Origin of the sequence: Streptomyces eurocidicus, assembly GCF_002891295.1 — a bacterium.
In the GTDB taxonomy this organism is placed as follows: domain Bacteria; phylum Actinomycetota; class Actinomycetes; order Streptomycetales; family Streptomycetaceae; genus Streptomyces; species Streptomyces eurocidicus.
In genome coordinates this window covers 881,353-902,111 of the sequence record NZ_LGUI01000001.1, presented here as the reverse complement: position 1 = coordinate 902,111, position 20,759 = coordinate 881,353, and the positions used below count along the sequence as shown (strand labels likewise).

The window sequence follows — 20,759 nt, the reverse complement described above, 5'->3', positions numbered from 1 at the left end:
TCCGGCGCCCGGCGGCGCGCGGTCATGCGACGGCGTGCGGGGCCCGGCCCGTAGCATGGAGGACCGGCCGTACGGTCCGGCCGTACGGTCCAGTCGCAAGGTCCGGCCGTACGATCCGGTCGTACGTGAGGCCGTATCCGCCGGTCCGCGCCGCTACGCCGGTCCGGGACCCGCCCGGCCCCGCAGAGGAAGGAGAGAGCATGTCGCCGTACCGCCGTCCGACGGCCGTCGCCGCGCTGCTGCTCCTCCTCTCGGTGGTCTTCTGCCCGTCCCCGGCGGTGGCGGCCACCGCCCCGCTCACCCCCACGGCCGTCTCGGCCGCCCCGGGGATCCCGGCGGCCTCGTCCACCCCGGCCGAGACGCGGAGCGAGCGCGCCCCCGAGGCCCGGCCCGCGACCGGAGCCGGTGACACCGGAGGCAGCTGCCGCCCCCAGGACGTGCCGCTCAAGGGCGCCGAGGCCGTCGCGCCCGGCACCCACATCGACCCGCTCACCGCGCCCGCCACCGCGCGCACCACCCTGACCCCGGCCCCGGCACCACGGCCGGGCGCGCCCCGGGCACCGCCCGTACCGGTCGCCGGCTGCGCCGAGCTCCTCCCCGTCCTACGGATCTAGGTCCGCCCCGCACGGCCCGCGCACCGGGCCGCGCTCCGGCATGCCCTCGCGTCCGTACGTCCCAGGAGCTCTTCCCTCATGTCCCGCACGCCTTCCGGCCCCTCGTCCCGCCCGGCCAAGCGCCCGGCCGGGCAGTCCGCCAAGCGAAAGTCCGCCCTCACGCCGCGCCGCCTCGCGGCCGTCGGCGCGGTCCTGGCCCTCGTCGTCGCCCTCGTCGCCGCCGGCATCGCCCTCGGCGAGCACTCCGGCTCCGGCACCCGCCACCCCTCCGGATCCGCCGGATCCGATGCCGCGTCCGCCGCCGACCCGCAGCAGAAGCTCTACACGGAGCTGGACCGGGCCGCCGCCCGCCGCCAGGACGGCGACGCCCTCGCCGTCGGCAAGGCCGACGCCCCCGTCGTGCTCGTCGAGTACGCCGACTACCAGTGCTCGTACTGCGGGAAGTTCACCCGCGACAGCCAGCCCGAGCTGATCAAGAAGTATGTGGACGAGGGCGTGCTGCGCATCGAGTTCCGTAACTTCCCGATCTTCGGCAAGGACTCCGAGCGGGCCGCCCGCGCCTCCTGGGCCGCCGGCCGGCAGGGGAAGTTCTGGCAGTTCCACGACGAGGTCTACGCCAAGACCCGCAAGGGCGACGCGCTCGCCGAGGACAAGCTCACCGACATGGCCCGTACCGCCGGGGTCGCCGACCTCGACCGGTTCCGCGCGGACCTGAACGGCCCCGAGTCCGAGGCGGCCGTGAAGAAGGACCAGGAGCAGGGCTACTCCATCGGCGTGAAGTCGACCCCGTCGTTCCTGGTGGGCGGGCAGCCCGTCGCGGGCGCCCAGCCCCTTGAGGTGTTCGAGACGGCGATCGCGCGCGCCAAGGCCGCGAAGCAGAGCGGGAAGTGACCGCCGCGTGACCGACATCGGTTACCTCGCCGCCTTCCTCGGCGGCGTTCTCGCCCTGGTCAGCCCGTGCAGCGCACTGCTGCTGCCGGCCTTCTTCGCGTACTCCCTGCCGAGCCCGGGCCGGCTCCTCGCCCGGACCTGCGTCTTCTATCTGGGGCTCGCCACCACGCTCGTCCCGCTCGGCGTCGCCTCCAGCGCGGCCAGCAGGCTCTTCAACGGCCACCGCGAGCTGCTGATCACGATCGGCGGCTGGACGGTGATCGCGATGGGCGCCGCGCAGATCCTCGGCCTCGGCTTCGCCTCGAAGCGGGCCCAGGCCGCGGCCGGCCGGATCACCCCGCGCTCGGCCGCGTCGACCTTCCTGCTGGGCTGTGTCTACGGGCTGGCCGGGTTCTGCGCCGGGCCGATCCTGGGCGCGGTGCTGACCATGAGCGCGGTCGGCGGCGACTCCCTCCTCGGCGGCTCGCTGCTCGCGGTCTACGCCCTGGGCATGGCGCTGCCGCTGTTCGTCCTGGCGCTGTGCTGGGACCGCTTCGGGCTCGGCGGCAGGCGCTGGCTGCGCGGCCGTGAGCTGCGCCTCGGCCGGCTGCGGCTGCACACCACCGCACTGCTGTCCGGCCTGTTCTTCATCGGCATCGGGGTGCTCTTCCTCGCCTACGACGGGACGACGGGCCTGCCCGGACTCCTGGACGCCGACCAGGAGTCGCGGCTGGAGGAGCTCGCCTCGGCGGTGGGCGACGCCGTGCCGGACTACGCCCTGCTGGCGGTGGTCGCGCTGGCCGTGGCCGGGGTGCTGGCCCGGATCGCGCTCCGGCCGGAGCGCGACCCGGAGGATCCTGAGGACGGCTGAGCCCTGGGCGGCCGGCGGGCCTCCCCGGGTGGGGGCCGGGAAGGCCCTGGGCGGCCGGCAAGCGCCGCCGGTCGACGGCGGCCGCCGTCAGAACTGGACGTCGGAACAGGCGTAGAAGGCGTTGCCCGTGTCGGCGATCGTCCAGACGGCGAGCACGAGCTGCTTGCCGGTCCGGTCGGCGGGCAGGGTGCCCTGGTGGGTGACGGTGGCGTCGGGCACCCGTCCGCCGTAGGGGACGGTCAGGAAGGGCCGGCTCTCCAGATCGGCCCTGGTCAGGGGTTTGGTGGGGTCGTAGCCGCTCTTGGTCAGGTAGTAGCGGAAGTCCGTGGTGGCGTGCCGGGCGGTGAGCTTCCACCGGAAGCCGAGGCTCTGGCCCGCCGTGACCTTGGTGGCGGGCCACTGGCCCGCGCGCGGGTCGTCGAGCTCGCGGAAGCGGGTGTTGCCGCCCGCGCAGATGGTGCCGTCGGCGGGCCCCCGGGCCGGGAAGCCCTTGGACCCCTCGACGCTCTGCGGCTCCCACTGGATCTCGCCGCAGTCCTTCACGGTGCCGTTGGCGCAGTACACCTGCCGACTGGTGGGGGAGTCGGTGTAGCCGTGGCCGCTGGCGCCGCCGGTGGAGAGGACGGAGACGCCGACGATGCCTATGCCGATGATCGCCGCACTGATCTTTTTGCGCATGCTGTCGCTCCTCGGGAAGAACGTGGGGGGTTCTGTGAGCCGAGTGAAATGCGGTCTAGACCAAGTCGGAGGCTAGTACCGGCCGTTGGTCATGTCCAGGCCAACGGTGGGAAGAATCCGGTCGCAGTTCGGTCGCGAGACCTTCACCCGCTCGCCGTTCGGATGGTCGTTGCCCTGCACCCACGCCCGTGCGGCGGCCTCGTCCCGGCCGCCGTTCCTTTGTCTTTCAAGGAGGCGTCCTTGACGGACCTCGTCGGCCGTCTCCAGGTACCAGACCTCGGCCAGAAGACCGCGGGCGTCCCGCCAGCCCGGCTCGTCGCAGGCCAGATAGTTCCCCTCCGTCACGACCAGCCGGGCCGAGGGCGGTACGAGGTGCCGGGCGGCGACCGGCTCGTGGAGGGTGCGGTCGTAGTCCGGTACGTACACCTCGCGGCCGGTGGGGCCGGCCTCTGCCAGGACCCGGCGCAGCAGCTCGACGTACCCCCACACGTCGAAGCTCGGGGCGGACCCCTTGCGGTCGGTCAGCCCGAGGCGGGCCAGCTGGGCGTTGGAGAGGTGGAACCCGTCGAGCGGCAGATACGCGGCGGAGCCCGGCCCGTGCCGGGCATCGACCTCGGCGACGAGGGCCTTGGCGAGGGTGGACTTTCCGGCGCCGGGCGGGCCCGCGACGCCCAGGGCCGCGCGGGGGCGGTCGGCGGTGAGGCGCCAGGCGTCGGCGGCGAGTTCGGTGATGCTCATGGGGCACCCTAGGCGACTGCGGGCCGGGACCCCCACTACCCGGCCGGGCACTCCCTGCCGGGGGCCGCGCGGTTGGGGGAGCAGGTCACCACGGCGAGGCTGAGGAACAGCGGGCGGGCCAGGTAGTAGCCGAGGGAGACGTCGCCGCCCCGGCCGAGGGTCCCGGCGGAGCCGGAGACCTTCTCGGCGAGGCGGGTGGTGTCCCGGTCCTGCACCGAGGCGAAGCGCGGCGCGTACTCGGCCAGCCGCTCACCCAGCCACTCCGCGGCGGGCTTCGGATGCTCCCAGGTGCCCCGGATCAGCCGGGCGGGCTTCACCAGCCAGTAGGCCGTCTCCAGCGGGGGCACGTCGGTGACCCGCCACTCGGCGACGGCCCGCCGGTACCTGTCCACGACGTCGGGCGGGCTGGTCGTGGTCGGCTCCACGGGGGAAGGGGGACGGCGGACGCTCTCCTTGTCGAAGTCCGCCTTGTCGCCGACCCAGAGATAGCCATGGAAGTGCAACGTCATCCCGTTCCGGGCAGAGGGGGGGCGGCCCCGCCTTCCCAGGGAAGGCGGGACCGCCGTCGACGAGGGCCGGGGTCAGGCCGAGAGACCGAAGCGGCCGGGATCGATGCCCGCCGCGTCCAGTTCGGCGGTCGTGAACCTCAGCGGCTCGGCGTCGGGCCGCTTGCTGTCGCCGAGGGCGTAGGCGTCCTCGGCGATACGGGCGAGGGTGACGCACGCTTCGCCGTCCGGGTGCGTGTTGCCTCCGCACGCCTTGGAGAACCGGGCCCCTTCGAGCGACAGGCCGTACAGGTCAGTCATGGCGAACCTTCCTGGTGGGTGGGTACGGACACCTCAGTGGCCGCCGCCGTCGCGGCTGCTCCGCCTGGTCGACTCCGCGCGGAGCAGGGCGTCGATGAGCTTGCGGGCGGTGGACAGGGGGACGGTTCCCAGGTGCACGTACGGCTCGCCCGAGAGCGAGGCGCGGCCGGTGAGCCGGGGCCAGGCGTCGGGGTCACCGACGCGGATGTCCATCTCCGCGAGCACTCGCGTGAGCATGAACGCGGCGTCGTCGGCCTTGCGCTTGCCTGCGGTGAAGGCGTCCGGTGCTTGGGTGGGCGCCTTGGTGTCCGTGGTCATGGGGAAGACGGTAGGAACCGGGGGGAGTTCGCGGCCACGAAGTTGCAGTTCGTTGCGGGGATTCACTCCAGGGCGTGCACGGCCGCCCTGATCAGTGCCCGCGCTTGCGGTCCGTAGACGGCCAGCTTTTGCAGCTCTGCATGGGCTTTCGCGTAGAGAGCGATCTCGCTGGGAGCTGTGACGGTGATCGCGGCCGAAACCAGTTCCACGCTCACCTGGTTTTCGTCGAAGATCGAGAACGTCTCTACCGGCCACATATGGCGATCGGCTGTAAAAGGGATGACGCCGAGGGATACGCGCGGCAGGGACATTATCGTCAGGAGGTATTCGAGTTGCCCCCTCGTCGTCGCGGCGCTGCCCATGCGATGCCGCAGAACCTCCTCCTCGATGAGGAGACCGAAACGGCGGTTCCCTTGATGAATCACGCGGGACCGGGCGAGCCGCGCTGCCACGGCATCGGTCACGTCGTTGGGCGTCCCGCGGAAGTCGGTGATAGCGGACAGCAACGCCGTCGCGTACGTTTCCGTTTGGAGGAGGCCGGGGATGACGTTCGCGCAGTAGATGCGAAACAGGCGTGTCCGCTCGTACAGCGGCACGCGTCCTTCCTGCCCCCTGCGCAGGCCGGTGCGTTGAAGCCTGCGCCACTCCACATACATGGAGTCGGCACTACGGGAAGCGGCCACCAGGTCAGCAGCCTTGTCCTCGGCGTCGCAAGCCGCACACCAGGCGCGGATGTCGGCATCGGACGGCAGGGTTCTGGTGTTCTCGATTCGCGACGACTTGGACTTGTTCCACCCGCATCGTCCGGCCAGCGCCTCTACCGTCAGTCCAGCGTCGAGCCGCATTTCTCGAAGATGGGCGGCGATGGCTTCGCGGGCCTTCTGGACGCTGGACGACGGCGAAGTGGACATGGGTTCTTGCCGGCAGCTCAGATCTTGTACGCGTCGTGCGGAAAGGCGTACTCCCACACTGATGTGAACGCCGAGGACAACCGCTTGATCAGTTCAGGCTCGGAGGTGAGCTCGTCGCCGACGTGGGCGCCGTCACCGGCGAAGTGATGAATCCGCGCCAGCCGGTCATCGAACACCCAGTAGTCGTTCGGCGGAAGCAAAAGGCCGGACGCGAGTCGCCGAGGCAACCAACGGACTTCCTCTCCCGCCGCTACGTTGCTGTGCGTGGCGTAATGCTCCCACCGGATGTACTCCGACACCGGTTCGCTCACCACACGGGCCCGACGGATCGCTACTCCGCGACGCACTGCCTGGGCGATCTGCTCATGGAAGCTGTGCCACCACGATGCCCGGTCGTCCCAGTCGACGCGGTGGCCCTCTCGCCAGGCCGCGAAGCGCGGATTGTCCCCGTACGCATCCCGCAGCTCCAGGTGGACGGCCGTCCGCTCCGTGGAGGCCAGCAGCTCAGCGAAGCTCGGCTGCTGCTCGTTCGGCGACATCGCACGCCTCCCTGATCAGCGGCGCCATCCGGGCCGGAATACGGATGACGGCTTCCGTGTCGGGCTTGGGGCTGTTCTGCGAGCACTCGGCCCGAGTCGCTTCATCGGCCAGCCACCCTTGCACCACCAGGTGGGGATCCGATTTCGACTCGGTGTCGACCCATACCGCCGGGCAGTGGTCGTAGTCGGTGTTGGGGTCGATGCCGATGAATGTCAGTGCCATGACTGCCTCCCGTGCCGAGCCCGTTGCGGTCAGTTGCACGACCATCGGCCCTTCACGCCGAGCCCGTCAAGAGGGCGCATCGCGGCGCCACTTCGTGCGCTCGCGCGCCCTTGACTCCGGCGGCAGCCGCCCTCAGGCGGACCCGGGCGAGGCGGGGAACGAGACAGGCGCCCGGAATTCAACACTCACGCCCGCCAACCCACCCGATGCTCCTTCAAATGCGCCAGCACCGCATGGTTCGCCTCCCAGCCCTGGGAAAACAAGATCACCAAATTGGAGCCCAGGGCAGGTGTAGCAGAAGGTGGACCTATGTCCAGTACACGACTCTTGCCCGGTATGCGGGTCCTCAAGGTGCGGCGAATCAGCCGAGACACAGAGGACAGCTCTGCCCTCGCCCGACAGAGTGAAGAGCTTGACGCCGCGACCGAGGCAGGCAGGTACCTCGTGGCGGGTGAGGTCGAGGACTCGACCGTGTCCGGCGCGGTGAACCTGGACGAGCGGCCGAAGCTCGGCCGGTGGATGAAGGACCCCCTTTGGTACGAGTGGGATGCCCTCATGGTCACCTCCCTCGATCGCATCACCAGGGATCAGCACCACTGGGACCGCTTTGCGGAGCGCTGCCACAAGGGTGGCAAGGAGATCGTCTGCCTCGATGACCCCGCCTTGGACATCCACACGCCCAGGGGGCGGATGATCGCCTACATCAAGGCGACGCAGGCGCAGGAGTACAGGGAAGCCATCGTCAAGAAGCGCAGGAACCAGACCCAGTACTACCGAGACGAAAGCCTGTGGGGCGGCGGGACGTGGCCCTTCGGGTACCGGCCGGCTCTGGGGGAGCACAAGGGCAAGCAGCGGTACAAGCTGATCATCGATCCCCTGACCGGCCCGCCACTCAGCCTTGCCGACAAGGTCCGGGCCCGCATCGAGATGCACGGCGGCCGGGCAACGTCCTCCCAGATCCTCCCCTTCGTGGGGGCGACGGCCGCCGAGGTGAAGGCACTGTCGGGAATCGCCGTCACCGCCGACCGGTCAGGGAAGACCGGCCGACCGGCCACCATTTTCACGCTCCGCAGTGACACTTCCCGTCACCCGGACCGACAGCCGGCCAGCGCGGATCGTGAGGAGAACCGGAACGCTTTCCCTCACGCAGAACCGCAGCCGGCGACTCCGGAGCGCCACGGGAACCGCGCCACGGTCGTCCGCCTGGACGCCTACCGCCCAGCGGCGGAGCAGCCCACCGTCCCCCAGCCGGTGAAGCGGTCGGCCGCTTCCGCACCTGCCCTCAACGACAACCCATTCCTTGCCCTGCTCTGACCAGGACAAGAAAACGCCCCGGCCTCAGGGCCGGGGCGAACTTGGGTGTTTCGACTACGCGGTCGGGCACGGTTGATCAGGAAGGGTGCGGTTGGGGGAACAGGTTGCCACGGCAAGGCTGAGGAACATCGGTCGCCCGAGGTAGTGCCCAAGGGAGATGTCCCCGCCCCATCCCAGGGTCTGCGCAGCGTACGAAACCGTCTGCGCAAGCCGTGTCGTGTCCTGGTCGGACTGCGAGTTGAAGCGTGGTGCGTACCCTGCCAGCTGTTCCCCCAGCCATTCCGCAGCTTTCTTCGGGTGGTCCCAGGTGCCCTGGATCAGCTTGGGCGGCTTCACCAGCCAGTAGGCCGTCTCCAGCGGGGGCACGGCGGTCGTCCGCCACTCCGCCACGGCTTGCCGGTACCTGTCGATCACGTCCGGTGGGCTGGTCACGGTCGGCTCCACCGAAGGGGGAGGCCGACGAAGGCTTTCCTTGTCGAACACCGCTTTGTCGCCGACCCACAGATAGCCATGGAAATGCTGCAACGGGCATCCCGTTCTGAGTAGACAGAGACGGTCCCACCCCCTCCGGGGGAGGAGGGCGGGACCGCCAGTCAACGAGGGGCTGTCAGGCCGAGAGGCCGAAGCGGGCCGGGTCGATGCCTGCCGCGTCCAGTTCGGCGGTGGTGAACCTCAGCGGCTCTGCGTCCGGCCGCTTGCTGTCACCGAGGGCGTAGGCGTCCGCGCCGATCCGGGCGAGGGTGACGCACGATTCCCCGTCCGGGTGCGTGTTGCCCCCGCACGCCTTCGAGAACTGCGCGTCAGCGATGGTCAGGTCGTACAGGTCAGTCATGGTGAACCTTCCTGATAGGTGGGACGGACACCGGCCTAGGCGCCGTGGCCGGATTCGCCGTCGCGCTGCCTCCGCCTCGCCGACTCCGCGTAGATCAGGGCGTCGATGAGCTTGCGGGCGGTGGCCAGCGGGATGGACCCCAGATGCACGTATGGTTCGCCGGAGAGAGAAGCGCGGCCCGTGATCTGGGGCCACGAGTCCCGGTCCCCGACCCTGATGCCCATCTCCGCTAACACCCGCCGGAGCATGAACGCGGCGTCGTCAGACTTCCGCTTGCCTGCCATGAAGGCATCGGCTTCCCGTACGGCTGCTTCGGTGTCCGTGGTCATCTGCACATCGTGATGCCGCAGAGGTTTCGAATCCACGATCATGCACGTACCCGCATAGATTGCTATCCGTCTGCGCGGAAGCCCTCAGCCCAGCCCTGAAGGAGAGAACGGGCATCGTCATCAAAAGCAGCACGTTCTGAGAAGTAGCTGTACAGCTTCTGGTAATGGTCAATGTCCTTTGGGTCCAACAGGACCACACGCCCGGTGAACATTTCTATGGTCACTAGGGTCCGGTCATAGACGGTGAACGTGTGATACGCCCCTTCCCCAACGGGGGCGGACAAGGGCAGTACGCCAAGCCGAACATGCGGAATTCGAGAGACTGATACCAAGTGATCAAGTTGCAGTGCCATTACCGACGGCTCGCACAGTCGCCAACGGATAGCCGACTCGGTGAGCACGAACTCCAATCGTTTGCTCTTGTCGTGCAGCAGCGATTGCCGTTCAAGTTTGAATGCGACAGCTCTTGATACGTCCCCGCTGGCTGGGTCCACGGGCGGACTCATGGCTGCTCGCATGTACTCCGGCACCTGTAGGAGTCCTGTGACGAGCGTAGGCATGAAGAACCTGATGCGCTTCGCGTTGGTTTCGAGGGAGGCGAGCTCGCGTTGCCGATAATGCAGCCCTCTTCGGACAGATGCTCGAACGTCCTGGTACTCGGCGTTGGCCGTGCGAGCCAGGGAGATCAATTCTTCCTGGGTATCGTCATCGACGCCGAGGGCGTTGAGGATCTGCTGTACATCTGTCGCGGAGGGCAAGGTGCGACCGGTCTCTATGCGCGAGACCTTGCTTTGACTCATGCCGCACCGCAGGGCCAGACGCTCGCCGGACAGACCGGAGGCCAGCCGCAGGTTTCGGATCGCTGCGGCCAAGTCTCTCCGGCTCTGTCCGGCTTGCCTTGGGTCTAGCTTCAACCTTGTATGTACTCCGCGTATGGCACTGAACTAGAGAGTGCAAGATCTTTCCAGTGCCGGTATTGGTCGAGATCTGGGGAGCTCAGCAGATCTCGACCTTTCTGTGTTCCGTCCGGCCCGTAATTCATCAGCACGACAGTGGAGTTGTCGAACATCCAGAAGTCTTGCTCTGGAAGGCCGGGGTTCGGGTGGTCAGTCAGGTCGAGAATTCGGATGTCCTCCCCCGCTTTCGCTGTGTGGGCGTACACGGCGAACTCGTACTGGAGGTAGTCGGAGAGCGGCCGGGTGATCACGTGGACCCTGCCGATCCATCGTCCCGAGTTCCTGAAACCACGAACTCTGGTGAGCCATGGATCGTCGTCCGGGATGATCAGCTCACCTGATGCCCGGTACCGCTCGTACTCTTCCTGTTCACCCGGCATCGAGTAGAGGGACAACGTCTCCAGCCGGAACGCCTCCCGCTCGTAGCGGTCGAAGAACGCACGCCATGCCTCACCATCCAAGCGCACGGAACGCCTCCCGAAGGACTGCCTCGGGAATCTCCACTATCCCCTCTCCCTCAGGAGTCTCCCGATTGATCGTGGTGTAGCCCTGCACCGCGATGGTGCCCCGGTCGGTAGTGAACACCGTCGGGCAGTCGTCCCGGCCGCACGGCGGGTCATCGCCGTTGGTCTTGCAGGGTCCACCAGCAATCAGCCTGAGTTGAGGTTCCATGGCCGTGTCCCCTTCTCTATGCGGATACGTGACTAGGACGCTAGAGGGGCCGATGGGGCCGAACAAGCGCTATGCACGTACCCGCATAGACCCGTCCGGCCCACCATGGGTCAGTGCTGGTGCGGCATCCTCACCATGGGGTGTCTGCGCAGGTCAGGGGCCTTCAGACGTCCCGGCCCGGACAGTAGGCGCAGCGTTGCCCTATGCTGCTGTGCGATCTTGTTTTCGGAGGCATCCGATCCCGTGACTCACGGGAGCCAGCGCACGCGGTGCTCGGACCAGAAGTCCCACGTGGTGAGCATTGCCCCCCAGCCGTCCGGGAACTTCACCGTCACCCCCAGCCGCACCGGGTCCGTCGACGGATGTTCGTCCAGCAGTTCGTCCACCCCCGCCCGGCACACCACCACGCACGCGTGCCGGTGCCGCGAGGTCAGGACGCACAGGCGGCCCGTCTCCAGGTGGAAGGCGGTCGCGTCCGGGCGGCCGGACAGGGGGTGCAGGACGACCGTGACGTCGTACTCCCGGCCCTGGAGGCGGTTGGCCGTGTCGACCGTCACGCCGTTCACGCCCAGCTCGGCCAGGGCCGCCCGGACGGCCGCCGCCTGGTCGCGGTGGGCCGTGCCGACCGCGATGCGCTCGGCCGTGAGCGGCACCGGGTCCGGGGACTGCTCGCTCGTGGCCGCGCCGCCCCGGTCCAGTATCCGGCGGACGACGACGGCCACCGCCCGTACCACCTCCGGGTCCGTGCGCGGTGTCCGGCGGGCGGGCAGTTCCAGCAGGCCCCAGCCCGACGCGGCCGCCTCGTCCAGGACCCGGTCCGGGCCCGAGCCGTCGGACGGCACGCCGAAGGCGAGGCGGCGGTCGCCGTGGCCCGTGCCGCTGCGGAACGGGGTGTACGGGTAGAAGGCCGCCGACACCAGCGGCGCGGCCGACGCGGGCAGCCGCCAAGAGACCGGCAACCGGTGCTGCGGCAGCCCGGGATTGTGCGCGAGCAGGGTGCTGACCGCGCTCGCCGACGGGTCGTACGACAGGCCCGCCCACTGCGCCGCGCCGTCGGGGCCCACCACGCTGAACGGGTCGAGCTGCCCCGGGTCGCCCACGAACAGCGCCCGTTCGAAAAGGCCCGCCACGGCCAGCAGGGCGTCCGACCGCATCTGGTACGCCTCGTCGACGATCGCGTGTCCCCAGGGCTCGGCGACCTTGGTGTGCGCCCACTTCGCCGCCGTGGAGACCACGACGTCGAGCCCCGCGAGGTCCGCCGCCTTCGTGGACGTGACCACCGACGGCAGCGCGTCCAGCGCCCGGTCGTACGGGCGCGCGTCGCTGCTGTGCAGCCGTCCCACCGGCAGTTCGGGGTCCTTCGCGGCCAGCCGCAGCACCAGGTCGTCGACCTGGGCGTTGGTCTGCGCGACAACCATGAGCGGGCGCCCGGCGGCGGCCAGCTCCCGTGCCGCCCGGACCACGAGCGTCGACTTGCCGGCGCCCGGCGGGGAGTCCACGACGACGCCGCGGGCCGGGCCGTGCAGGGTGTCGCGGAGGATCGCGTCCGTCGCGGCGGCGGCCGCGGCGGACGGGTCGAAGGCGGCGGAGGCGCGGCTTCCCACCGCGCGGACGGTCACCGTCGCACCCCGTACGCGGTCATGTTCACAGGAGGTCCTCCGCGGTCAGCGGGTCGGGGGCGTCGGCGGACCCGTCCGGCGGGCCGCCGTGGGTCCAGGGCGTCCGCTCGGGCTCGGGCAGCTCGGGGCCGCCGCGCGGCGCGTGTTCGAAGAGCGTCCAGCAGACGCGGTCGCCCTTCTCCGGCACGGATCCCTCGTCGGGCACCTTGCCGCGCCCCATGCCACCCGTCAGGCGGACCGTCAGCACACCGCCCCCGCCCGCCGCGTGGCCGACGAACTCGGCCGGCTGCGCCTTGCCGTCCGGCAGCACCCGGTGCACCTTCACGCCCTCCGACAGCAGCGGGCCGTCGTCCGTGACCACCGTCACCAGCGGGCGCGGGCGCGGCACCTTCGCCTCCGAGTACTCCATCACCACCTCGGTGACCTCCCCCTCGAACGCCTCGCCGGCCAGCCGCCGGCCAGCCATGACCAGCGGGTCGTCCAGCGCCTCCTGTGCCTCCAGCCGGGCGTGCGCCGTCTCCCGCGCCGCGAGCTTGCGGGCCGCGGTCACCGCGTCGTCCCGCCGGGGCTGCGGCGGCTCACCGGCCGCGACCCGGTCCCGGTGCGAGGTGTACGACCAGCGGTCGCGCTTCCACCGCTCGGCCACCCGCTCGCCCTCGGGGAGCGCGCGCAGCAGGTCGACGCCCCGCCACACCGCGTCCCAGGTCGGGCGGAGCTGCGATTCCAGCAGGGCCCGGATCTCCTCCTCGGCGGCGCGCAGCGCGGCCTCCGGGGCTTTCGGGGAGGCCGCGGCCTCGGCGCGGGCCCGGTCGTAGCGCGCCGTCGCCGGGGCCAGCCGCCGGTTGTCGAAGGCCGGGTCCGTCGCCGGGCCCGCGGGCGGGCACAGCAGCAGGCCCTCGGCGTCGCGCGCCTGCTCCGCGCGGAGGGCCGCCTCCGCGCCCGTCAGCCCCGGCGGGGGTGCCAGCCAGCCGAGCAGCGCCCCCAGGTGCTGGTCCTCCGCGCCGCTCTGGCCCGTCGCCCAGTGGCGGGCGAGCAGCTGCGTCATCGGCAGCAGCAGTGCCGAGCCGGGCAGCCGCGCCCGCTCCCCGAAGTGCGTCAGCCAGCGGCCCAGCAGCGGGACGCGCGGCGGCGCCGGATAGGGGTTCTCGGGGTCCTGCTCGGCCGTCCGCCGGAACCGCATGGACCGCCCGAGCAGCCGGACGTACTCCACACCCGCCGCGCTCGGCACCAGCAGCTGCGGGGCCCCGGCGCACAGCTCGACCTCGACCGGGACCTTCTTCCCCGTCTCCGGGTCGGTCTCCTTGCGCTGCTCGTGCTCGACGTCCCCGGCGAACCCCTCGACGTACGGCAGCACGGCGTCGGCCAGCTCCGCGAGGAACGCGAACCGCAGGTCCCGGTCGCGCGGCTGGGTGACGACCAGCAGCCGGGGGGCGTCCCGCTCCGTCCCCACCATCGCCCCCAGCGGGGCGCCGGCCTCACCGGCGGTGGTCAGCGGCACCAGGACCAGCGGCCGCTCGGCCAGGTGCCGGTGGCGCACGGTCGCCAGGGGCCGCGCCCGGCCCTCCCGGACGGCTTCCATCCGGGCGAGTGTGGTGATCAGCGACATGGGCCCGCCCCTTCCGGCGCTCCGGTGCGGGACGCGCCCGTCGCCGCCAGTGCCGCCGCGCGCAGGGCCGCCGCGCGGCGCAGGGCGGCGACGGCGGGATCCGCCGGATCGCCCTCCTCGCCCCGGGCGGCGGCGAGCACCGCCCCGACCGTCGTCAGCCCGCCCAGCTCGCCGCGGACCCCGCGGCCCAGGACCTCCACCGCGTCCGCCGCCCGCGACCGGGCCCGGCAGTGGAAGGCCAGCTCGCACGCGGCGAGGCACTCCGGGGCGTACGCCGCCGGGGCCGCCTCGACCGCGGCCGTCAGCTCCGCCACGGGCCGGGTCGGCGTCCGGCCGTCGTCGGCGGGACGGAGGTCGAAGGTGGTGCCTTCGGGGAGCGCGGCGGCGATGTCCTCGACGCGGGTCAGCCGGGAGAGCTGCCGCCGGGTGGTGGCGACCTGCTTGCGCACGTCGACGAGCTCGGCGGCCGGGAGGTTGGAGAAGTCCTTGGGGCAGACGAGCAGCACGCGGTCCCGCACCCGGGGCACGGGCGCTCCGGCCGCGCGGCCGACACCCGAGGGGTGGGGCGGGGGCACGGCCGGTGCCTCCACCGCGTGATCGCCGTCCGGCGCGGCGGCACGGCCCTCGTCGTAAGGGGTACGGGCCGGAACCGCCCCGGTGACGGCCGGGACCTCCGCCGCGTGATCGCCGTCCGGCGCGGCGGCACGGCCCTCGTCGTAAGGGGTACGGGCCGGAACCGCCCCGGTGACGGCCGGGACCTCCGCCGCGTGACCGCCGTCCGGAGCTGCGGCACGGCCCTCGTCGTAAGGAGTACGGGCCGGAACCGTCCCGGTGACGGCCGGGACCTCCGCCACGCGACCGCCGTCCGGAGCCTGCGACCAGGGCGCGGCATCACTTCCGTCGTACGGGGTACGGGCCGGCGGCACCGTCCCCGTGACGGCCTGGTGGGCGTCGCCCCCCGGCGACCCCGGCGCCCCCGGCCCCCCGCCCAGCCGGGCCGCCACGCCCTCCAGGGCCAGGGCGTACACCGCCGCCTGCCGGGCCGCCGCGCCCACCTTGCCCGGGTCCGCCGCGCCGTCGATCATCGGGAAGGACTTGATCTCCACGATCGTCCAGTCGCCGCCCGGATGGACGACGATCGCGTCCGGCTCCAGATAGGCGGGGGTGCCCGCGACCTCCAGGGCCAGCAGGGGGTGGTCCAGGACCGTCCACCGGCCGGCGGCGGTGGCCTCGCGCAGGGCCAGGGCCGTACGGGCCGTACGGCCCTCGGGGCCGGCCGCCGACAGGTCGGGGGTGACCGGTGGGAACGAGGGGCCGGGCGCGGGGGAGTCGTCGCGCAGCCGGTCGTGGAGCAGCCGGACCAGGGCCTCTCCGCCGTCCGCCTTGACCCGGGCCTCGAAGACGTTGCCCCGCGCTATGGCGAACTGCGACTGACCGTGCGTGGCGGGCGAGCCCAGGGCGCGGGCCAGCGCGCCCTTGTCCACCCCGGCGCCGTCGAGCAGGACCCGGCGGCGGCAGCCGGGGTTGGCGGCCAGGGCCGCCAGGGCGCGCGCGTCGAGCGGGCGCGGCGCGGCCGAGGGGCCGCGCAGTTCAGCGAGCCGCCGCCGCAGTGTCGTCGGCGCGGCTGCCGTCGGCGTCGCCGCGGGACGGCTGTCGGGGGATGTGCTCTCGGGGGATCTGGTCACGGGTGCCCGCCTCGCGAGATGTCTCCGGCGCCCCCGGACGGCCGTCGCCGGCCCCGGAACCGGAGACCGCCGTCAGCGAAGACGCTGTACCCGCCGAAGTCTCGCATCCGGCACCGACATTCGCGGCGGCCCCTGCCGTTTCCTGGCGGGAACCCTTGGCGAAACGTTCCCGTACGCGGTCGACCAGGCGCAGCGCCGGCTTGGCCAGCGCCAGTCCGACGCCCATCACGGCGACGCCGGCCACGGCGTCCAGGAAGTAGTGGTTGGCGGTGCCCATCACTATCAGCGTGATCGCCGCCGGGTAGGCCACCCCGGCGATCTTCGCCCAGGTCGTCCGCCCGTAGCGCCACATCACGACGCCGCACCACAGGGCCCAGCCGACGTGCAGGCTGGGCATCGCGGCGTACTGGTTGGTCATGCCGCCGAGGCCGCGCGGGGCGCTGGCGTCGCCGCCCCACCAGCCGTAGGAGCCGTACTGGGCCATCGTGTCGACGAAGCCGTACGTGGCGTCCAGCAGCCGGGGCGGGCAGGTGGGCAGCAGGGTGAAGCCTACGAGGCCGATGAGGGTCGAGATCATCAGCCAGCTGCGCAGGAAGCGGTAGTCGCGCGGGCGGCGCCGGAAGGCCCACACGAGGATCGCGGGGGTCAGGATGTAGTGCAGGGAGGCGTAGGCGAAGTCGGCGGGTACGCCGAGCCACGCGTGCTCCGTGAACAGCCGGTTGAGCGGGTGTTCGAAATTTATTCGGAAGGTCTTCTCAAGGTCGAGGATCGACAGACCGTGGTCGATCGCCGGCTGTACATCGCCGCGGACCAGCAGCCTGCCCGCCGAGTACACCGCGTACACCACGGCTATCAGCGGCAGCTCGGTCCACCAGCGCGGCCGCTTTCCCTGTGGTGTGCGGTACATCGGGACGCTCTCCATCATGTTCAGGCGGCCAACAAGCGCGCATGCAACCGTACGGCGTACGCCACATTGGTCGCACACCGCCCCGCGGCTTACCGGAAACCTCGAGTTCGCCCGCCGTTCCGTCCTGGTCACGGGGCGCGAGGGCCGGACGGGGCGGGACAGGAGGGGAGACGCCCCGATTGACCTGCGGGTTGCCTGTGGCTGGTGTGAGCGATGATGGAAAAGCGAACAGATCATCGCGGCCGGTCCCTTGCCGGTCCACATAACGATCTGTAGTGAAAATCACCGAAATCTTCTGAAGGGTCTGGGTCCTCCATGGCTTCGACGACGTCGCGCATCCTGCTGGCCCGGCACGGACAGACGGAGTGGTCGCTGTCCGGCAAGCACACCGGCCGCACCGACATCCCCCTCCTGGACGAGGGCCGCCGCGGCGCCAAGCTGCTCGGCGAGCGCCTGCACCGCGCCCCCTGGGACGGGCTGCCGGACGTCGAGGTCCGCACCAGCCCGCTGGTGCGCGCCAAGGAGACCTGCGAGCTGGCCGGCTTCGGCGACCGGGCGGCCGACTGGGACGCCCTGATGGAGTTCGACTACGGCTCCTACGAGGGGATGACCCCGTCCGAGATCAAGGCGGACCGCCCGGACTGGCTCATCTGGCGCGACGGCGTCCCCGGCGGCGAGACCCTGGCCGAGGTCGCGGCCCGCGCGGACCAGGTCGTGGACTGGGCCCGCTCCGCCGACCGCGACGTGCTGATCTTCGCCCACGGCCACATACTGCGCACGATCGGCGCCCGCTGGCTCGGCCTGGACATCTCCTTCGCCGCCCGCATCCGCCTCGACCCGACCTCGCTGTCCATCCTGGGCTGGGCCTACGGCGAGCCGGCCATCGAGCGCTGGAACGACACCGGCCACCTCGCCTGACAGCCGGCGCGCCCCCTCAGGCCCCGGTCGCCGCCACCCCCTCGTGCCGGTCCAGGAACGCCGCCACCACCGAGTCCGCGCGGTAGCGGCGCAGCAGCCGGGCCGTCGCCGCCAGCATCGTACGGACCCGCGTCGACTGGACCTCCGCCAGCAGGTCCAGGGCGCGCTCGCCCCGCTCCGCCGCCGCGTCCGGCGCCCCGCCGCGCGCCAGGTCACCCGCGAGCTGGGTGGTGAACAGCGCGGTGTTACGGGCGAAGTGCGGGTTCTGGAGGTCCACCGCGCGCCGGGCGTGCTCCGCCGCGCGTGACCACTCGCCCAGCGCCGACCAGCACTGCGCCTCCAGGCCCTCCAGCTCGGCCGGGCCGAAGAACGACATCCACTCCGGGTCGGCCTGGGCCGGCCCGCGTTCGAAGAGGTCACGGGCGCGCAGCAGCGCCGCCTCGCACGCCGCCCGGTCGCCGAGCCCGGCCCAGCCGCCCGCCTCGCGCAGGGTCAGCAGCGACATCAGCCGGGGCGACGGCAGTCTGCGGGCCGCCCGCTGCGCCGCCTGTGCCGCCCTTACGGACTCCCGGGGCCGCCCGGCGTCCCGGGCGAGGAAGGCGGTGTTGCAGAAGGCATGGGCCTCCAGCGCCGCGTCACCGGCCATCCTCGCCGTGGCCAGGGCCTCGGCGTAGTGCGAGCGGGCGTCGGCGAAGCGGCCCGAGTCGTGGGCCAGCCAGCCGACGGACAGGGCGAGCTCGCCCGCGCCCGTGTGCAGCCGGTCCGCGACCGACTGCCGGCGGGTGTCCGCGTCGAGCAGCTCGTAGGCCACCCGCAGCGGCCGGGCGGCGCGCCGGTAGATGCCGTCCGCGCCGTGGCGGTCGTCGAGCAGCCGGATCCGGCGTACGGCCTGTTCCACGGCGACGGCCTCGGCCTCGCCCGCGCGGCGCCGGTCGCGGCCGGTCGCGGGGGCGCCCCACGCGGTGCCGAAGGAGCCGGCCAGGGAGGCGCCCAGCGAGGTGGCTGCCACCGCGGCCGTGCCGCTGGTCATGAACGCGCGACGCAACACGTCGCTCTCCTTGTGACGGTCGGGGATGTGGGCCGGGCTTTCCACGGGGCTGTCGGCGGGCCCGCCGGGCGCCGGTGCCGCGTCGGCGTTCTCACGTGCCCCCCGGCCGCGTACCACGTCCCGTGGGACGAAACCCATGTCCGCCGGTTCCCGGCCGGGGAACATATGCCTGAACACCCGCTCGTAGGCGTAGTTGGGGCAGCGGATCTCCCCCGATTCGACCCGCCCGATGTACCGCGCGTCGCACGAGACCTGCTCGCCGATCTCGCGGGCCGCCCGCCGGACGGCCGCCGCGAACTCGCCCGGCGACCGCGCTCCGCGCAACTGCCGGAAGGCCGTGTTCGGGTGGTGCGCTTGGGACGACGCCATGGCCGGACCCTCTCCCTGGCGAGCGCGCGCCCCGCGTGGTGCGCGCGGCGTGCGGCTGTGCTGGCCTCATGTGCTGCCTGTCGGCTGCCGTGTCGGCGGAGAAGACCGTACCGGCTTACGGGGTCCCACTACACCCTGTTTGGCTACAAACGGGATATCTCACCCGGCATCCGCCATGAACTGCCATCCTTTGTGACGGCATGGCACCGTAGCCGTTGACGCTCACGCGCGTTGAACTCCTTGGAGCGCGCTCGACGCGGAGTGGCACGGCGGAGGAGGGGTTTCCCTTGGTGGAGGCCGGAGTGGACATCAGCAGCTCGCGGACGACGGCCCTGCACCAGCCGCGTCAGGACCACAGCCCGTCCCCGCACGTCCCCCAGGTGGCCCTGGACGCCGGCCCCTGCGACCTCGTCACCGTCCCCGCCCGGCAGGGCCTGGAGGCCGTCGACATCCTGCGGCTGCGCGACGGCGTCGGCCCCGTGCTGCACGACGGCGAGTGCGACACCCTCGGCTTCCTCGTGCCACCCGGCACCGCCGACGCCTGGGACGTGCCGGGCAGCGCCTGCACCCAGACGTTCGGCCAGGACGAGCAGGCGGGGCTCGCCGAGCCGCCGCTCGTGGGGACGGGGTGGCTGGTCGCGCCCGAGGCCGCCTTCTCGGAGGCCACGGACCCGGCGGTGCTCCGCGCCGCACTGGGCGAGGCGGCCCGGACGATCGAGGCCGTGGACCGCTGCCGCTAGGGCCCCCGAGAGGGGGCGATACTTGCCATGTGGCTAAAAGCAAGCAGAAGCAAGGGCGCGGGCGCGCCGCCGAGGCGGTGTCCGAGCAGGTCGGGGGCGGTGTCGCCGAGCTGCGGCCCGACCGTGACCGCCCCCGTGGCTTCACGCTGCTGATCGACGGCGCCCCGCAGTCCCATGTGGACCTCGACGACCCCGCCTACCTCGACTTCGCCTACCAGCGGCGCCTCGGCCACATCGCCGACCTCGTCGCCGCGCCCGGCAAGCCCGTCCAGGCCCTGCACCTGGGCGGCGGCGCCTTCACCCTCGCCCGCTACGTCGCCGCCACCCGGCCCCGCTCCACCCAGCAGATCGTGGAGATCGACGCCCCGCTCGTCCAGTTCGTCCGCCGCGAGCTCCCCCTGGACGCCGGCTGGCGGATCCGGGTGCGCGGCGGCGACGCCCGCGAGGGACTCGCTAAGGTGCCCGACGGCTGGGCCGACCTGATCATCGCCGATGTCTTCGCGGGCGCCCGCACCCCCGCCCACCTCACCAGCGTCGAATTCGCCGGCGAGGTGCGGCGCGCGCTGCGCCCGGGCGGCTTCTACGCCGCGAACCTCGCCGACGGCCCGCCCCTCGCCTACGTCAAGGCGCAGATCGCGACCGTACGGACCGTCTTCCCCGAACTGTGCCTGACCGCCGACCCCGCCGTGCTGCGCGGCCGCCGCTTCGGCAACGCCGTGCTGCTCGCCTCCGACCGCGAACTGCCGGTCGCCGAACTGACCCGGCGGGCCGCGACCGACCCCCACCAGGGCAGGGTCGAACACGGCCGCGCCCTCGACGACTTCACGGGCGGGGCGGCGCCGGTCACGGACGCGGCGGCGCGGCCTTCGCCGGTGCCGCCGCCGTCTGTGTTCGAGTGAGGGCCAGGCGGGCACTGGCTGCCGACTGATCGGCGCGAAGGCCCCCGGGGCCTTGCAACTGACCGCAACAGTCTCGACACGAGAGGCCACCATGGCGCTAACCTCCACAACGTCGCCTCTAACGCAGGGCACGGCAAGTGCCCTGCGCTGTGGGGCGATACAGGCGCAGGGGCCGAACCTGAAGCCCTCTTCCAAGGTGGCTGCCCAGCGAGGCGACTCAAGTTGAGTGCCTGAAAGGAAGCCCCAAGCCCAACACGGAAGCGTGGTCCGTATCCCCGCAGGGATGGTGCCGCTGAC

At 71.9% G+C, this 20,759-nt stretch carries 26 protein-coding genes; 7 read left to right on the top strand and 19 right to left on the bottom strand.

The window, feature by feature from the left end; translation table 11 throughout:
- Positions 1-200: 200 nt before the first annotated feature.
- The 3 genes from AF335_RS04040 (at position 201) to AF335_RS04030 (ending at position 2,355) form a co-directional block, all read left to right on the top strand.
- The gene (locus tag AF335_RS04040; protein WP_102916810.1) at positions 201-614 is read left to right on the top strand and encodes a hypothetical protein; all 414 of its coding nucleotides are present in this window, start codon (positions 201-203) and stop codon (positions 612-614) included.
- Positions 615-692: 78 nt separating this feature from the next.
- Entirely contained in the window at positions 693-1,505 is an 813-nt protein-coding gene (locus AF335_RS04035) for a DsbA family protein (protein ID WP_102916809.1), read from the top strand.
- Between the two features lie 7 nt (positions 1,506-1,512).
- A complete protein-coding gene (locus AF335_RS04030) occupies positions 1,513-2,355 on the top strand; it encodes a cytochrome c biogenesis CcdA family protein (protein WP_102916808.1) in 843 nt (280 codons plus the stop codon).
- Between the two features lie 87 nt (positions 2,356-2,442).
- Here the strand turns inward: AF335_RS04030 and AF335_RS04025 are convergent, their stop codons facing one another.
- The 8 genes from AF335_RS04025 to AF335_RS03990 all read right to left on the bottom strand — a co-directional run bounded on the left by AF335_RS04025 (position 2,443) and on the right by AF335_RS03990 (position 6,568).
- Positions 2,443-3,033, bottom strand: coding sequence for a lytic polysaccharide monooxygenase auxiliary activity family 9 protein (locus tag AF335_RS04025; protein ID WP_102916807.1), 591 nt, complete (start codon positions 3,031-3,033; stop codon positions 2,443-2,445).
- A 72-nt stretch (positions 3,034-3,105) separates the two neighbouring features.
- The gene (locus tag AF335_RS04020; RefSeq protein ID WP_102916806.1) at positions 3,106-3,771 is read right to left on the bottom strand and encodes a nucleoside/nucleotide kinase family protein; all 666 of its coding nucleotides are present in this window, start codon (positions 3,769-3,771) and stop codon (positions 3,106-3,108) included.
- Between the two features lie 35 nt (positions 3,772-3,806).
- On the bottom strand, positions 3,807-4,274 hold the full coding sequence (locus AF335_RS04015; protein WP_102917040.1) for a hypothetical protein: 468 nt from the start codon (positions 4,272-4,274) through the stop codon (positions 3,807-3,809).
- Positions 4,275-4,352: 78 nt separating this feature from the next.
- Positions 4,353-4,577, bottom strand: a complete 225-nt coding sequence (locus tag AF335_RS04010) for a DUF397 domain-containing protein (protein ID WP_102916805.1) — start codon at positions 4,575-4,577, stop codon at positions 4,353-4,355.
- A gap of 33 nt (positions 4,578-4,610) precedes the next feature.
- Positions 4,611-4,895: a hypothetical protein gene (locus AF335_RS04005; RefSeq protein ID WP_102916804.1), complete on the bottom strand. Its 285-nt coding sequence runs from the start codon at positions 4,893-4,895 to the stop codon at positions 4,611-4,613.
- A 62-nt stretch (positions 4,896-4,957) separates the two neighbouring features.
- Entirely contained in the window at positions 4,958-5,806 is an 849-nt protein-coding gene (locus tag AF335_RS04000) for a helix-turn-helix domain-containing protein (protein WP_102916803.1), read from the bottom strand.
- A 17-nt stretch (positions 5,807-5,823) separates the two neighbouring features.
- Positions 5,824-6,345 carry a DUF6879 family protein gene (locus tag AF335_RS03995; RefSeq protein ID WP_102916802.1) on the bottom strand — a complete coding sequence of 174 codons (522 nt, stop codon included), beginning with the start codon at positions 6,343-6,345 and terminating at the stop codon, positions 5,824-5,826.
- Positions 6,311-6,568, bottom strand: coding sequence for a hypothetical protein (locus AF335_RS03990; RefSeq protein ID WP_102917039.1), 258 nt, complete (start codon positions 6,566-6,568; stop codon positions 6,311-6,313). The genes AF335_RS03995 and AF335_RS03990 overlap by 35 nt, the downstream gene beginning before the upstream one ends.
- 309 nt (positions 6,569-6,877) lie before the next feature.
- Between AF335_RS03990 and AF335_RS03985 the strand changes: the two genes are divergently transcribed.
- Positions 6,878-7,882: a recombinase family protein gene (locus AF335_RS03985; RefSeq protein ID WP_102916801.1), complete on the top strand. Its 1,005-nt coding sequence runs from the start codon at positions 6,878-6,880 to the stop codon at positions 7,880-7,882.
- Between the two features lie 54 nt (positions 7,883-7,936).
- On the opposite strand, the gene AF335_RS03980 is transcribed toward AF335_RS03985, so the two are convergent.
- From AF335_RS03980 to AF335_RS03935, 10 genes are all read right to left on the bottom strand, one after another.
- Positions 7,937-8,407 carry a hypothetical protein gene (locus AF335_RS03980; RefSeq protein WP_102916800.1) on the bottom strand — a complete coding sequence of 157 codons (471 nt, stop codon included), beginning with the start codon at positions 8,405-8,407 and terminating at the stop codon, positions 7,937-7,939.
- 82 nt (positions 8,408-8,489) lie between these two features.
- Entirely contained in the window at positions 8,490-8,714 is a 225-nt protein-coding gene (locus tag AF335_RS03975; protein ID WP_102916799.1) for a DUF397 domain-containing protein, read from the bottom strand.
- 35 nt (positions 8,715-8,749) lie between these two features.
- On the bottom strand, positions 8,750-9,043 hold the full coding sequence (locus AF335_RS03970) for a hypothetical protein (RefSeq protein ID WP_146045419.1): 294 nt from the start codon (positions 9,041-9,043) through the stop codon (positions 8,750-8,752).
- Positions 9,044-9,105: 62 nt separating this feature from the next.
- Positions 9,106-9,915, bottom strand: coding sequence for a helix-turn-helix domain-containing protein (locus AF335_RS03965; protein WP_228773217.1), 810 nt, complete (start codon positions 9,913-9,915; stop codon positions 9,106-9,108).
- 38 nt (positions 9,916-9,953) lie between these two features.
- Positions 9,954-10,466, bottom strand: coding sequence for a DUF6879 family protein (locus tag AF335_RS03960; protein ID WP_102916796.1), 513 nt, complete (start codon positions 10,464-10,466; stop codon positions 9,954-9,956).
- On the bottom strand, positions 10,450-10,671 hold the full coding sequence (locus tag AF335_RS03955) for a hypothetical protein (RefSeq protein WP_228773216.1): 222 nt from the start codon (positions 10,669-10,671) through the stop codon (positions 10,450-10,452). The genes AF335_RS03960 and AF335_RS03955 overlap by 17 nt, the downstream gene beginning before the upstream one ends.
- 248 nt (positions 10,672-10,919) lie before the next feature.
- Complete coding sequence (locus tag AF335_RS03950) at positions 10,920-12,290, bottom strand: AAA domain-containing protein (protein ID WP_244926899.1); 1,371 nt, start codon at positions 12,288-12,290, stop codon at positions 10,920-10,922.
- 25 nt (positions 12,291-12,315) lie between these two features.
- Positions 12,316-13,896 (bottom strand): hypothetical protein, encoded by a 1,581-nt coding sequence (locus AF335_RS03945; protein WP_102916795.1) that lies wholly within the window; start codon positions 13,894-13,896, stop codon positions 12,316-12,318.
- Complete coding sequence (locus AF335_RS03940) at positions 13,887-15,581, bottom strand: hypothetical protein (RefSeq protein ID WP_411158110.1); 1,695 nt, start codon at positions 15,579-15,581, stop codon at positions 13,887-13,889. The genes AF335_RS03945 and AF335_RS03940 overlap by 10 nt, the downstream gene beginning before the upstream one ends.
- Positions 15,487-16,488, bottom strand: a complete 1,002-nt coding sequence (locus AF335_RS03935) for a phosphatase PAP2 family protein (protein ID WP_102916794.1) — start codon at positions 16,486-16,488, stop codon at positions 15,487-15,489. The genes AF335_RS03940 and AF335_RS03935 overlap by 95 nt, the downstream gene beginning before the upstream one ends.
- Positions 16,489-16,803: 315 nt before the next feature.
- On the opposite strand from AF335_RS03935, the gene AF335_RS03930 reads away from it, so the two are divergent.
- The gene (locus AF335_RS03930; RefSeq protein WP_102916793.1) at positions 16,804-17,406 is read left to right on the top strand and encodes a histidine phosphatase family protein; all 603 of its coding nucleotides are present in this window, start codon (positions 16,804-16,806) and stop codon (positions 17,404-17,406) included.
- A 16-nt stretch (positions 17,407-17,422) separates the two neighbouring features.
- Here AF335_RS03930 and AF335_RS03925 read toward each other — a convergent pair whose 3' ends face one another.
- Positions 17,423-18,823: an NsdA family TPR-like regulatory protein gene (locus AF335_RS03925; protein ID WP_102916792.1), complete on the bottom strand. Its 1,401-nt coding sequence runs from the start codon at positions 18,821-18,823 to the stop codon at positions 17,423-17,425.
- 302 nt (positions 18,824-19,125) lie between these two features.
- Here AF335_RS03925 and AF335_RS03920 point away from each other — a divergent pair, with 302 nt between their 5' ends.
- Positions 19,126-19,563: a hypothetical protein gene (locus tag AF335_RS03920; protein ID WP_244926898.1), complete on the top strand. Its 438-nt coding sequence runs from the start codon at positions 19,126-19,128 to the stop codon at positions 19,561-19,563.
- Between the two features lie 29 nt (positions 19,564-19,592).
- Positions 19,593-20,462 (top strand): spermidine synthase, encoded by an 870-nt coding sequence (locus AF335_RS03915; protein WP_102916790.1) that lies wholly within the window; start codon positions 19,593-19,595, stop codon positions 20,460-20,462.
- Positions 20,463-20,759 lie beyond the last annotated feature (297 nt).